Raw genomic sequence first — 12,998 nt, forward strand, 5'->3', positions numbered from 1 at the left:
CCATGTCACGCATCACGGCACGTCGCCGCGTCGCCCGCTACACGCTCGGGGAGCGCACGTCGCGGCGCGAGGACGAACTCACGGTCGAGGAGCCGCTCGAGGTCCGCGTCGGCGGCACGGCGCTCGCGGTGACGATGCGCACGCCCGGGCACGACGTCGAACTCGCGCTGGGCCTGCTCGTCTCCGAGGGCGTGCTGCGCCGGCGCGACGACGTGCTCGGTGCCCGCCACTGCGCCGGCGACCCGCTCGAGGGTTCGGGGGAGTACAACGTGGTGGACGTCGCGCTCGCACCGGGCGTGGCTCCGCCCGCGGCATCCGCCCAGCACGCGCTCATCATGACGAGTGCGTGCGGGCTCTGCGGCAAGGACTCGATCGACGCCGTGCGCTCGAAGTCGGCGTTCGACGTCGCCGACGACCCGGTGCGCCTCGACCCGGCGTGGCTCGCGGGGCTTCCCGACCGCATGCGCGACGCGCAGGCGGTGTTCGCACGCACGGGTGGCCTGCACGCCGCCGCGCTCGTCGATGTCGAACGCGACGAGCTCCTCGTCGTGCGTGAAGACGTCGGCCGCCACAACGCCGTCGACAAGGTCGTCGGCTGGGCGCTGCAGCACGACCTGTTGCCGCTGCGCGGCACCGTGCTCGTCGTCTCGGGCCGGGCGGGCTTCGAGCTCGCGCAGAAGGCCTCGATGGCGGGCATCCCGGCGATGGCCGCGGTGTCGGCCCCGTCGTCGCTCGCCGTCGACCTCGCGAACGAGGTCGGCATGACCCTCGCGGGCTTCGTGCGAGGGGCATCCCTCGTCGTCTACGCCGGAGATCAGCGGATGCAGTCCGCCAACGCCGCAGTGGAGGTGCGCGCATGACCAAGCAGATTCCCCAGCACGCCGAGTACCCCGACCTCGAGGTCGGGCACCCGAAGCACGAGGCCGTCGGCCCCGAGGCGATCGTCCGCACGCTCGACACGACGATCCGGGCGCTCGGGCCGGCGCGCGCCGCACGCCTCCTGCTCGACATCAACCAGAAGGACGGCTTCGACTGCATGAGCTGCGCGTGGCCCGACCCGGGCGACCGCAACAAGCTGGAGTTCTGCGAGAACGGCGCCAAGGCCGTCACCTGGGAGGCCACCCCCGTGAAGGTGGAGCGATCGTTCTGGCCGGAGCATCCGGTGTCGTCGCTGCAGGATGCCACGGAGTACTGGCTCGGCCAGCAGGGTCGTCTCATCGAGCCCGTGTACAAGGCGGCGGGCAGCGACGTGTACGAGCCGATCGGCTGGGATGTCGCGTTCGAGCTCATCGGCGAGCGGCTGCGCGGGCTCGATTCGCCCGACGAGGCGGCGTTCTACACGAGCGGGCGCACCGCGAACGAGACGGCGTTCCTCTACCAGCTGTTCGTGCGCGCGTTCGGCACGAACAACCTGCCCGACTGCTCGAACATGTGCCACGAGTCGACCGGCACGGCGATGGGCGAGGTGCTCGGCGTCGGCAAGTCGACCGTCACCTACGACGACTTCGGCAAGGCCGACCTCGTGATCGTGATGGGGCAGAACCCGGGCACGAACCATCCGCGCATGCTCTCGGCGCTGGAGGTCACCAAGCGCAACGGCGGCTCGATCGTCGCGGTGAACCCGCTGCCCGAGGCCGGGCTCATCCGGTACAAGAACCCGCAGAAGGTGCGCGGTGTCATCGGCAAGGGCACCCCGATCGCCGATCAGCACCTGCAGATCCGATCGGGTGGCGACCTGGCCCTGCTGCAGGCGGTGTCGAAGCGCGTGCTCGACGCCGAGGCGGCCGCGCCCGGAACGGTGCTCGACCATGCGTTCCTCGCCGAGCACACCGCGGGCTTCGAGGCGTTCGCCGAGGGGCTCGCCGACCTCGACGAGGCCGAGGTGCTCGCGGCGACGGGGCTCACGTCGGGCGCGATCGACGAGCTCGCGGCACGATATCTCGCGGCCGACCGGGTGATCATCACGTGGGCCATGGGCCTCACGCAGCAGCGCCGCGCGGTCGACACGATCAAGGAGATCGTGAACCTCCTGCTCCTGCGCGGCAACATCGGCAAGCCGGGCGCCGGCGCGTCGCCGATCCGCGGGCACTCGAACGTGCAGGGCGACCGCACGATGGGCATCTGGGAGAAGATGCCCGACACGTTCATGGACGCCCTCGGGCGCGAGTTCTCCTTCGAGCCGCCGCGGAAGCACGGGCTCGACGCGGTCGACGCACTGCAGGCCATGCGCGAGGGCCGGGTGAAGGTGTTCATCGCGCTCGGCGGCAACTTCGTCGGCGCCATCTCCGACACCGCGGCCGCCGAGGCCGCCATGCGGAGCGCCGACCTCACCGTGCAGATCTCGACGAAGCTCAACCGGTCGCACGTGGTCACCGGGAGGGAGGCGCTCATCCTGCCGACGCTCGGTCGCACCGAGGTCGACCTGCAGGAGACGGGGCCGCAGTTCGTCTCGGTCGAGGACACCGTGTGCGCGGTGCACGCGTCGCACGGCAGCATCCCGCCGATCTCCGACGAGGTGCGCAGCGAGATCGCGATCGTGGCCGGCATGGCGCGCGCGACGCTCGGCGACTCGACCGGCATCGACTGGACCGGCATGGAGCGCGACTACGACGTCATCCGCGACCACATCAGCCGGGTCATCCCCGGGTTCGAGCGGTACAACGAGGACGTGCGCCGCCGCGACGGCTTCGTGCTGCCGAACGGGCCGCGCGACTCGCGCACCTTCCGCACCGCGACGGGCAAGGCTCAGTTCAGCGTGAACGCGCTCGAGGCCATCGAGTGCCCGCCCGGTCGGCTCATCCTGCAGACGCTGCGGTCGCACGACCAGTTCAACACCACGGTGTACAGCCTCAACGACCGGTATCGCGGCATCAAGAAGGGCCGCGACGTGGTGTTCGTGAACCCCGACGACCTCGCCGACCTGGGCCTCGCCGACGGCGAGCGCGTCCACGTGGTCAGCGAGTGGCCGGGCGAGCCCGATCGCGTGCTGCCGAACCAGCGCATCGTCGCATATCCGACGGCCCGCGGATGCGCGGCCGCGTACTTCCCCGAGGCGAACGTGCTCGTGTCGCTCTCGAGCACGGCGATCGGCAGCAACACGCCGGTCTCGAAGGCCGTGATCGTACGGCTGGAACCGGTGGCCGCGAAGCCGGCGGATTCCGAGCCGGTGGGGGCGCGCATGTCGCGTTAGAAGAAAGTTCGGATGCGATGCATCCGTTTGCATGGATTCTCCGGAAACAGGTGGTGAAGGCAATTCACCGCCCCTCGTGGGCCGGATCTGGAGGACACCATGAAGAAGACCATCGTCGCCGCGCTCGGCGCCGGCGCACTCGTGGCATTCGCCGGCGCAGCGCCCGCGAACGCCGCACCGACCGACGCCGCCATGCTCTCGGTGCTGCACGGCGTGCCCGGCCTCACGGTCGACGTCTACGTCAACGACGAACTCACGCTCGACGACTTCGAGCCCGGCGACCTCGCCGGTCCGCTCGAGCTGCCGGCCGGCACCTACACCGTCGCGATCACGGCGTCGGACGCGACGGATGCCTCGTCGCCCGCGATCGGCCCGATCGACCTGCCGCTCGAGGGCGGCGTGAACTACACGGCCGTCGCTCACCTGAACGAGGCAGGCGACCCGACCGCGACGCTGTTCACCAACGACACGTCGCAGCTCGCCGCCGGTCAGGGCCGGCTGACCGTGCGCCACGTCGCCGCGGCCCCGGCCGTTGACGTGCTCGCGGGCGGCAGCCCCGTGATCACGGCGCTCGCGAACCCGCAGGAGGCGAAGCTCGACCTCGCGGCCGGCACCGTCTCGGCGGCGGTCGCCGCGACCGGCACGACCGAGCCGGTGCTCGAGCCGGCAGACGTCGAGGTCGCCGAGGGCGCCAACACCATCGTCTACGCGTGGGGCAGCCTCGAGGACGACAACCTCGCCCTCGCCGTGCAGACCGTCGCGGTCGCGGGCATGCACTCCAGCCCCGACGGCGTTCCCGCGGGCTCGGCCGGCCTCGTCGCCACCAATGGACCCGAGTCCGGCGCGCCGGTGTGGGCTGCCGTGATCGGGGGCACGCTGCTCGCCGCGGCCGCACTCCTCCTGGGCGTGTCGCGTCGCCGGGCGGCGGCTCGGGCGGAGCGCTGATCGGGATGCTCCGGGCGAGGGTCGCGAGCGGGGTCGTGGGGGCCCCGATCGCGGCCCTCGCCGTGCTCGTGCTCGCGGCGCTGGCGGGGTGCACGGTGGCGACGGGCGCGGGGCAGGCGGGCGGCGCGCAGGATGCGGCATCCACACCGGCTTCGGCGCCGACGCCCGCGACCCCGGCCGTTCCCGACATCCCGCGCACCTCGGCCGCGCTCGCCGACCGCCCGGCGCTGTCGGCGCCCGCGCCCGTGCGGCTCGTCGTGCCCGACCTCGGCATCGACGTTCCCATCGAGGCCGTGGGGCTCGACGACCAGGGCCGCATGGGACTTCCGGCCGATCCGAAGATCGCGGCGTGGTACCGCTTCGGCTCGGCGCCGGGCGACGCGACCGGCTCGACCGTGGTCGCCGCGCACGTGGACTCGGCGGTCTACGACATCGGGCCGTTCTCCCGGCTGGCGGGCGCGCCGGCCGGCACCCGCGTCGAGGTCACCACGGCCGACGGCGTGGTGCACGCGTATGCGTTCCAGTCCACGGCCGTGCTGCCGAAGGAGTCGGTGGACTGGACCGACACGTTCGCGCGCGACGGCAGCGCTCGGCTGACGCTCGTCACGTGCGGGGGCGAATTCGATGACGACGCCCGCCGCTACCTCAGCAACGTCATCGTGACCGCGACACCGGTCGGGTGATGGGTGATGGCTATGCTGATCGAGACGATGGAAATGATCCGGCCGCTGCCGGCCCTCCCGGTTCCCCGCGGACGGATCGACGGTCGACGAAGGGGTGGCTGGCGCGAGGTGACTGCTGCTGACCCGCGACCCTCCGACGACGAGGCGCTCGTCGCCGGCTTCCGGGCGGGCGAGGAGGCGGCGCTCCGTGACGCGTATGCGCGCTGGGGTGCGCTCGTGTTCCGGCTCGCCCTGCGCTCGCTCGGCGATCGGTCGGACGCCGAGGACGTCACGCAGCAGGTGTTCATCTCGGCGTGGCGCGGACGCGCCGGGTTCGACCCGTCGAAGTCGGCACTCGGTGCCTGGATCGTGGGCATCACCCGGCACCGGATCGCCGACGCACACGAGGCGCGCTCGAAGCGGGCACGCCTTGGCGACACCCTCACTGCCGAGGCCATCGCCTCGCCCCCCGTCCAACACGACGACCTGGCCGAACGCGCGATGGTCGCCGAAGAGCTCGATCGCCTCGAGCCCGTGCCGCAGCGGGTCATGCGACTCGCGTTCTTCGACCAGCTGAGCCACACCGAGATCGCCGAGACGCTCGACCTGCCGGTCGGCACGGTGAAGAGCCATATCCGACGTAGCCTGATGCGCATGCGCACCCGATGGGAGGTGGACGATGGGGCACATCGAGCCTGACGAACTCGCCGTCATCGCCCTCGAAGGGCAGGAGCCCGACGCGGCCGTGCGCGACCATCTCGATGCGTGCGCCGAGTGCCTCGCCGAGTACGAGGCGTACGCCCACACGGCGGCCCTCGGCCGCGGCGGCGTGCCCGAGCACGGAGACGACCTCCCGTCGGAGGCGGTGTGGGCGGGCATCCATTCCGAGCTCGGGCTGGATCGCGCGCTCGAGGCGGATCCGCTCGCAGCGTCGGCGCAGGCGGAAACGTCCCGCCACGAGCCGTCTCCACGTCGTGGCGGCGGCACCGGCGCCAAGTGGTGGACGTTCGCGCTCGCCGCGGCCGTCGTGGGCATCCTCGCCGGCGTGGCCATCGGCTTCGGCATCGCGCGCCCCGGGTCGCCGCCGCCGCAGACCGTGCTCGCCCGGGCCGAACTCGACCCGTTCCCGGGCTGGGAGGCGAGCGGCGAGGCCCTCGTCGAGGAGGATGCCGACGGCGCCCGGTCGATCGTGGTCGACCTCGACGCGACCGTGCCGTCGGGATCGGTGCGGGAGGTGTGGCTGATCCGGTCGGATGCGTCCGGGCTCGTGAGCCTCGGCCTGCTCGACGGGACATCCGGTCGGTTCGTCGTGCCGAGCGGGGTCGACCTCGCGGAGTTCCCGATCGTGGATGTCTCGGCGGAACCGCTCGACGGCGAGCCCGCGCACTCGGGCGACTCGATCGTGCGCGGCGAGCTGCACGACGACGAGACGTGAACGCGGGCGTCAGTCGTCGCGGTCGTGTCGGACGACCCCGCGGTCGGAGTCGCCACCGGGTCGCGCACGTTCGGGCTCGGCCGTGTCCTGGACGCGTTTCACGAGCGTGCGCCACGGGCCGGTGAGCTGGCGTTCGGCGAGGGTCGTCTCGTACGGATCGCAGCGGATGCGGTAGATGTACCGGTCGGGCTCGGGCGGAACGGGCGGCGGCTGCTCCCAGGGGATCTGCCTGATCAACAGGTACCACTCGTCGCGGTCGGGTTGCTCGTCGACGTGGACGTGCCAGACGAGCCGGAGCCCCGCCAGGCCGCCGCTCCGCGACACGATGACGTCCATGTCGTGATGGTACTCCGGCGCTACTCGAGCGGCGCCACTCCGAGTCCGACCTCGGCCCAACCGCCGGCGATGGCGCGCGCCTCGCGCGAGGTGCTGCCGTAGCGCTCGTTCGCGGCCCCGACGATCTCGCGCGCGAAGGCGCGGAAGTCGCTGGTCGGGCGAAGCCGTCCGGACGTGAGCACGTCGTACCAGATGCGTCCGGTGTGCTCCCACGCGAACCCGCCGAGCTCGACCGAGGCGAGCGCGAACGCGCGGTTGGGGATGCCGGAGTTGAGGTGCACGCCGCCGTTGTCCTCGTCGGTGTGGATGTAGCGGTCGAAGTGCGCGGGTTGCGGATCGCGGCCGAGCACGTCGTCGTCGTAGGCGGTGCCCGGTTCGATCATGGATCGGATGGCCCGACCCTCGACGGCCTCGGTGAAGACGCCCTCGCCGATGAGCCAGGTCGCCGACTCCGCGTCCTGCCCCGTGGAGTACTGCTCGACGAGCGCGCCGAAGACGTCGGAGACGTGCTCGTTGAGGGCGCCCGACTGCCCCTGGTATCGCAGTTTGGCGGTGCGCTCGGTGACACCGTGCGCGAGCTCGTGGCCGATGACGCTGAGCGAGCTGGTGAACCCGAGGAAGATCTCGCCGTCGCCATCGCCGAACACCATGCGCTCGCCGTCCCAGAAGGCGTTGTCGTAGTGGTCGCCGAAGTGCACGGTGGCCTCGAGCGGCATGCCGGCGTCGTCGATGGAGTCGCGGGCGAAGACCCGCGCGAACAGCTCGAACGTGTCGCCGAGCCCGTCGTAGGCCTGGTCGACCGCCTGGTCGCCCGTGTCGGGCTGGCCCTCACGACGTACGAGCCGGCCGGGAAGCGCGTCGGTGTTCTCGGCGTCGGAGATGCGGCGGTCGGGTTGCGGTGCCGTGCCCGGAGCCGCTGCCGGCCGTTCGTCGCGCGCGGCGTGGTCGCTGATGACGAACGACGGCGGTTCACCCGGGATGCGCCACTCGAGCATCGACCAGTCGCGCACGAGCGAACGGCGTGCGGCGTCGGCCGCGACGTCGAACCGCGGGTCATCGCTCGCCGCGATGCGGGCGAGCAGGTACGGCGGCACGATCGCCGCGTGCCGCGGCGGATGGAGTGAGGGCGGGAGCATCCGCGTCATGCATCGATCGTGGCATGATCTGCCGACAGCCATGCGAAGCTGAGGGGGTGTCCGCTACGCTCGCAGCCCCGGCCGACGTGCGCACCCACCCGATCGGCCTCGTGCCGGCGGCACTGGTGTGCGGCGCGGCCGTGCTGCTGTTCGGATTCATCCTGCTGGTTCCGGGGTACCTCATGCTCGCGGCCGGCCTCCTCGCCGCGTGGCTCACCGATCGCTCGGGCCGCACGAGCCGGCTGCTCGCCGATCTCGCGCTCATCGCGCTCGGCCAGGTGATCATCTCGACCATCTCGCTGCGAGCCGACATCAGCTACCCGAGCATGGCGCGGTTCGCCGTGGTGCTCGGCTCGGCCGTCGCGGTGCCGTACCTCATCTCGCGGTACGTCTACGGCGATCGGGTCATCCGATTCCCGTGGCGCACTGGTCGCCGCTGGACGCGCACGCAGTGGATCTACGTCGTCTCGGTCATCACGGCCGGATGGGTCATCCTGCCGTTCTACTTCATCACCTCGGGCGTCTACCAGAACTGGCCGACCGTGACCGCGCCAGACGAGATCATCCGCCTGTTCATCGGCGTCAACGCGGTCGGGACGTGGGACGAGCTGTTCTTCATCTGCACCGTCTTCGCGCTGCTGCGGCGGCACTTCCCGACGTGGCAGGCGAACCTGCTGCAGGCGGTCGTGTTCGTGTCGTTCCTGTGGGAACTCGGCTACCAGTCGTGGGGACCGCTGCTCACGATCCCGTTCGCGCTCATCCAGGGCTACACGTTCAAGCTCACGAAGTCGCTCACGTACGTGCTCGTCGTGCACCTGCTCTTCGACGCGATCGTGTTCGCGGTCATCGTGTACGCGCACAACGGCTGGCCGGCGATCTTCCCGTTCGTGCCGACGTGAGCGAGGGCGAGCGGATGCCGCGAGCCGACGATCGCTCGTATGCCGACGCCGTGCAACTCGACCGGGTCCTCGACGTGGTCGACCGGGTGCTCGGTGACCGGGTGGTGTCGGCGGTGCTGTACGGGTCGGCTGCGGCCGGCGGATTGCGCCCCGACAGCGACCTCGACCTGCTCGTCGTCGTGCCTTCGTCGCTGGGCGCCGCCGAGGTGCGCGAGCTCGTCGATGGCCTGCTGCCGATCTCGGGGCGGCGCGCCACCGTGGTGCCCGGGCGTCCGGTGGAGCTCACCGTCGTGGCACTCGACGACGTCGTGCCGTGGCGGTTCCCGCCCCGGCGCCAGCTGCAGTACGGCGAGTGGCTCCGCGACGAGCTGGCCGCCGGCACGATTCCGCCGCCCGCCGACGACCCTGATCTCGCGATCCTGCTCACGCAAGCACTGAGAGCGCACCGCCTCCTGCGCGGCCGGCGGCTCGCGGACGTGCTCGAGCCGGTGCCCGCCGCCGACGTGCGCCGCGGCATCCATGCGTCCCTGCCCGCGCTGCTCGACGACCTCGTGGGCGACGAGCGCAATGTGCTGCTCACGCTTGCCCGAATGTGGGCGACGCTCGAGACCGGCGATCTCCTCGCGAAGGATGCCGCGGCGGCGTGGGCGATCGAGCGGCTCGATGAAGCGGGGGAGGGTACGGGCGCGGCGGCCTCCGCCTTGCGAAGCGCTCGCGCAGGCTATCTCGGTGATGCCGACGATCGGTGGGACGAGCGCGGCGACCTCGCTGCGGCGGCCGCAACGGAACTCGCGGCGCGGGTGCGCGGCTGAGTGGGGCTCTCGCGTCGGTCGCATCTGCCAGACTCGAACCGCGGCGGCACGGATGCCGCACCAACTGGAAGGACGGCGACACCACAGTGGTCACGGGTGAATTGCGCAGCAAGGTCGACAGGGTCTGGGATGCGTTCTGGTCGGGCGGTATCGCGAACCCGGTCGAGGTGATCGAACAGATCACATACCTGCTCTTCATCCGGCGGCTCGACGAGATCCACACGCGCGAAGAGCGCAAGGCGAATCGCACCCACAACCCCATGGAGCGTCGCGTGTTCCCCGAAGGCTTGGACGACGCGGGTCGGGTGCCGCGGCCCTACGATGACCTGCGCTGGAGCGTGTTCACGAACCGTTCGCCGCAGGAGATGTTCGAGATTATCGGGGAGCACGTGTTCCCGTTCCTACGACGCATGGGCGGCGAGGGTTCAAGCTACGCACGAAACATGAAGGACGCGCGGTTCACGATCCCAACGCCGGCGCTGCTCGCGAAGGTGGTCGATCTCCTCGCCGACATCCCGATGGAGGATCGCGACACCAAAGGCGACATCTACGAGTACATGCTCGCGAAGCTCTCGCAAAGTGGGCAGAACGGCCAGTTCCGCACGAGCCGCCACATCATCAAGCTCATGGTCGATATGGCGGCGCCGACGCCGAATGACCGCATCATCGACCCGGCGGCGGGCACGGCCGGCTTCCTGGTGATGGCCGAGGAATACCTGCGAGAGCACTACGGCGACGAGATCTTCTCGGATGCCGCGAAGCGCGAGTTCTTCAACACGCGTGCATTCACGGGCTACGACTCGGATGCCTCGATGGCCCGCATCGCGAGCATGAACATGCTGCTCCACGGTGTGGAGGAGCCGGTCATCGAGCGGGCCGACTCGCTCGCCGAGGGGCATCCGGCCACCGAGGACTACACCCTCGTGCTCGCCAACCCGCCGTTCGCCGGAAGCCTCGACTACGAGACCACGGCCAAGGACCTGCTGCAGGTCGTGAAGACGAAGAAGACCGAGCTGCTCTTCCTCGCGCTCATGGTGAAGCTGCTGAAGAACGGCGGGCGTGCCGCCGTGATCGTGCCCGACGGCGTGCTCTTCGGCTCATCCAATGCGCACAAGTCGCTGCGCCGGATGCTCGTCGAAGACCACAAGCTCGACGCGGTCGTGAAGCTGCCAAGCGGAACGTTCAAGCCCTACACGGGCGTGTCGACCGCGATCCTGTTCTTCACAAAGACGTCGTCCGGCGGAACCGACGACGTCTGGTTCTACGACGTGCGCGCCGACGGCTTCACGCTCGACGACAAGCGCACCCCGATCGCGGCGAACGACCTGCCCGACGTGCTTGCGCGGTGGCAGACTCTGTCGCAACCTGAGTCACCCGAGCGCGCGCGCCCGCGCACCGCCCCGAGCTTCCTCGTGCCCAAGCAGGAGATCGTCGACAACGGCTACGACCTCTCGATCAACCGCTACAAGGAGATCGAGCACGAGGAGGTCGAGCACCGGTCGCCCGAGGAGATCCTCGATGAGCTGGAGGCGCTCGAGGGGGAGATCGCGGACGGGCTGAAACGACTCCGGGCGATGCTCTCGCTTGAAGAGGCCGAGGAAGGTGCGGCGTGACTACCGTTCAGCTGCGCGACGTTGCGCAAGCGGTCGGTGGCGGGACACCTCGGCGTAGCGACTTCCGCTATTACGGCGGCGACATCCCGTGGGTTACGCCCAAGGACATGAAGCGATCCATCATCTCCGCGGCGCAGGTCTCGCTGACAGAGCTCGGCGTACAAGAATCACCCGCCAAACTCGTACCTGCCGGCTCTGTGCTTGTCGTCGTTCGGTCGGGGGTACTGAAGCACACGCTTCCGGTTGCGCGCACCACCGTTCCGGTCACCGTCAATCAGGACATGAAGGCGCTCGTTCCTGGTCCCGCGATCGATGGTGCCTATCTTGCTCGGATGGTGAAGGCCATGGAGCCCATAGTCCTTAGCTGGGTGCGAGCAACAACCGCGGACAACTGGCCGATCGAGAAGCTGCTCGACCTCGAGTTTTCGCTTCCACCCCTCCCCGAACAGCGCCGCATCGCAGCCATCCTCGACGAGGCCGACGCGCTCCGAAACGTACGGAGCTCCACGCTCATGCTGTCCGAATCACTCGAGGATTCGATGTTCGCCTCGATGTTCCTAAATCAGGGATATCCGACGCGTCCTCTTGGTGAACTCGTCCGTGAATTTCGCTATGGCACCTCGGCGAAATCAGGCCCGGAGGGAATCCCCGTGCTTCGCATTCCGAACGTTCGAAGCGGCACCATCGACGATTCCGACGTGAAGGCTGTGGCGATCACCGACGCTGAGCGTGCGCGCTTGAGGCTCGGACCGGCCGATGTTCTCTTCGTTCGATCGAACGGAAATCCGGACCTTGTTGGACGATGCGCGGCGTTCGAGGGCTCATCGTTCCACACGTCGAATGCGGAGACGGTCTTCGCTTCGTACCTCATTCGCGCTCGACTCGGGGACGCTCTTCGTCCGCGCTACCTTGCCGCTTACGCGCGGACTTCTCAGGCAAGGCGCGAGCTCCGATCCATGGCGGCCACCTCAGCCGGACAGTACAACCTCAACACCAAGTCGCTGGCCTCCCTTGGAATCGTCTACCCGCCACTCGCCAGGCAGATCGAATTCGAGGAGCGGTTTCTGCTCCTTGCCGACCAGCGCGGGGCTCTCCGAGCAAGCAGTCGAAGCCTTGAGGTCCTCTTCGCATCCCTCCAGCACCGCGCCTTCCGCGGCGAGCTCTGATGATGAACCTCGCCGCGGCACCGGAACTCATCGGGTTCAGCGGGTTCGTGCCATTCGCCGACCTCCCAACGGCCGACGTCCCGCGCGGTCCCGGTGTCTACATGGTGCTCCGGTCCGAGCTGACCGCAGCCGTCTTCCTCGCGCAGAACCCGGCCGGCCGCTTCAAGGGGAAGAACCCGACGTTGACGAGCGCCGCGCTCGCAGCGAAGTGGGTGCCCGAGGCATCCGTCGTCTACATCGGCAAGGCTTCGCGCAGCGCCGACGGCCGCCGTGGGCTCAGGAAGCGGCTCGACGAGTTCCGTCGACATGGCGCGGGGGAGCCGGTCGGGCATTGGGGCGGGCGCATGATCTGGCAGCTCGCCGACAGCGACCGACTGCTCGTCGCCTGGCGAGAGACGCCTGACTCCGATCCAGAGGACCTCGAGTCCGCGCTGATCGATGAGTTCGTCGCGGCGCACGGGCGGCTTCCCTTCGCGAACCGCAAGCGTGGCCGCCGGCGCTCCGCCCGACCACCCCATCGAGAAGGAACGCTCGAGTTCAGCTCTGAGGCTGGACGAGTCTGAGACCGAGCCGCTGGTAGACGTCGAACGGCGACATCCACCTCACGCCGTGTGCATCGCACGCGTCGGGGATGAGGATTCGCTTCTTCGAGGCCGGCGCCGGTCTTTCGCGCGTCACCACGATGTGGTCGCCGGTCAGCCCGGCGACGACGAGGCGGTAATCGGCAGCCGCAAGGAACTCCACCCGCGCCCGGCATCGAGTACTGCGTTTCGCCGTTCATCGCCCACGTCGCGACTGCACGTA

14 protein-coding genes are annotated in these 12,998 nt (G+C 69.8%); 11 read left to right on the forward strand and 3 right to left on the reverse strand.

Annotated elements, in window-relative coordinates:
• The first annotated feature begins 2 nt into the window (after positions 1-2).
• From fdhD to ACVFI9_RS07720, 6 genes are all read left to right on the forward strand, one after another.
• Entirely contained in the window at positions 3-860 is an 858-nt protein-coding gene (gene fdhD, locus ACVFI9_RS07695; protein ID WP_474765534.1) for a formate dehydrogenase accessory sulfurtransferase FdhD, read from the forward strand.
• Positions 857-3,190: an FdhF/YdeP family oxidoreductase gene (locus ACVFI9_RS07700; protein ID WP_474765535.1), complete on the forward strand. Its 2,334-nt coding sequence runs from the start codon at positions 857-859 to the stop codon at positions 3,188-3,190. Before fdhD ends, ACVFI9_RS07700 begins: the two co-directional genes overlap by 4 nt.
• Before the next feature lie 99 nt (positions 3,191-3,289).
• Positions 3,290-4,135 carry a DUF4397 domain-containing protein gene (locus ACVFI9_RS07705; protein ID WP_474765536.1) on the forward strand — a complete coding sequence of 282 codons (846 nt, stop codon included), beginning with the start codon at positions 3,290-3,292 and terminating at the stop codon, positions 4,133-4,135.
• A gap of 5 nt (positions 4,136-4,140) precedes the next feature.
• A complete protein-coding gene (locus ACVFI9_RS07710; RefSeq protein WP_474765537.1) occupies positions 4,141-4,818 on the forward strand; it encodes a class F sortase in 678 nt (225 codons plus the stop codon).
• A 108-nt stretch (positions 4,819-4,926) separates the two neighbouring features.
• Positions 4,927-5,496 carry a sigma-70 family RNA polymerase sigma factor gene (locus ACVFI9_RS07715; RefSeq protein ID WP_474765538.1) on the forward strand — a complete coding sequence of 190 codons (570 nt, stop codon included), beginning with the start codon at positions 4,927-4,929 and terminating at the stop codon, positions 5,494-5,496.
• Positions 5,477-6,232, forward strand: coding sequence for an anti-sigma factor (locus ACVFI9_RS07720; protein ID WP_474765539.1), 756 nt, complete (start codon positions 5,477-5,479; stop codon positions 6,230-6,232). The genes ACVFI9_RS07715 and ACVFI9_RS07720 overlap by 20 nt, the downstream gene beginning before the upstream one ends.
• Positions 6,233-6,241: 9 nt before the next feature.
• Here the strand turns inward: ACVFI9_RS07720 and ACVFI9_RS07725 are convergent, their stop codons facing one another.
• Complete coding sequence (locus ACVFI9_RS07725; protein ID WP_474765540.1) at positions 6,242-6,568, reverse strand: protealysin inhibitor emfourin; 327 nt, start codon at positions 6,566-6,568, stop codon at positions 6,242-6,244.
• Positions 6,569-6,588: 20 nt separating this feature from the next.
• Complete coding sequence (locus tag ACVFI9_RS07730) at positions 6,589-7,713, reverse strand: M4 family metallopeptidase (RefSeq protein WP_474765541.1); 1,125 nt, start codon at positions 7,711-7,713, stop codon at positions 6,589-6,591.
• A gap of 47 nt (positions 7,714-7,760) precedes the next feature.
• On the opposite strand from ACVFI9_RS07730, the gene ACVFI9_RS07735 reads away from it, so the two are divergent.
• The 5 genes from ACVFI9_RS07735 (at position 7,761) to ACVFI9_RS07755 (ending at position 12,757) form a co-directional block, all read left to right on the forward strand.
• The gene (locus ACVFI9_RS07735; protein ID WP_474765542.1) at positions 7,761-8,603 is read left to right on the forward strand and encodes a CPBP family intramembrane glutamic endopeptidase; all 843 of its coding nucleotides are present in this window, start codon (positions 7,761-7,763) and stop codon (positions 8,601-8,603) included.
• Positions 8,600-9,415: an aminoglycoside adenylyltransferase family protein gene (locus tag ACVFI9_RS07740; protein WP_474765544.1), complete on the forward strand. Its 816-nt coding sequence runs from the start codon at positions 8,600-8,602 to the stop codon at positions 9,413-9,415. The genes ACVFI9_RS07735 and ACVFI9_RS07740 overlap by 4 nt, the downstream gene beginning before the upstream one ends.
• Positions 9,416-9,501: 86 nt before the next feature.
• A complete protein-coding gene (locus ACVFI9_RS07745; protein ID WP_474765546.1) occupies positions 9,502-11,028 on the forward strand; it encodes a type I restriction-modification system subunit M in 1,527 nt (508 codons plus the stop codon).
• The gene (locus tag ACVFI9_RS07750; protein ID WP_474765547.1) at positions 11,025-12,194 is read left to right on the forward strand and encodes a restriction endonuclease subunit S; all 1,170 of its coding nucleotides are present in this window, start codon (positions 11,025-11,027) and stop codon (positions 12,192-12,194) included. The genes ACVFI9_RS07745 and ACVFI9_RS07750 overlap by 4 nt, the downstream gene beginning before the upstream one ends.
• A complete protein-coding gene (locus ACVFI9_RS07755) occupies positions 12,194-12,757 on the forward strand; it encodes a hypothetical protein (protein WP_474765548.1) in 564 nt (187 codons plus the stop codon). Before ACVFI9_RS07750 ends, ACVFI9_RS07755 begins: the two co-directional genes overlap by 1 nt.
• Here the strand turns inward: ACVFI9_RS07755 and ACVFI9_RS07760 are convergent.
• Positions 12,732-12,938: a DUF4411 family protein gene (locus ACVFI9_RS07760; RefSeq protein WP_474765549.1), complete on the reverse strand. Its 207-nt coding sequence runs from the start codon at positions 12,936-12,938 to the stop codon at positions 12,732-12,734. The two genes, ACVFI9_RS07755 and ACVFI9_RS07760, sit on opposite strands and share 26 nt — an antisense overlap.
• Between the last annotated feature and the right edge of the window lie 60 nt (positions 12,939-12,998).

Source organism: Agromyces sp. NSFZ, assembly GCF_056156205.1.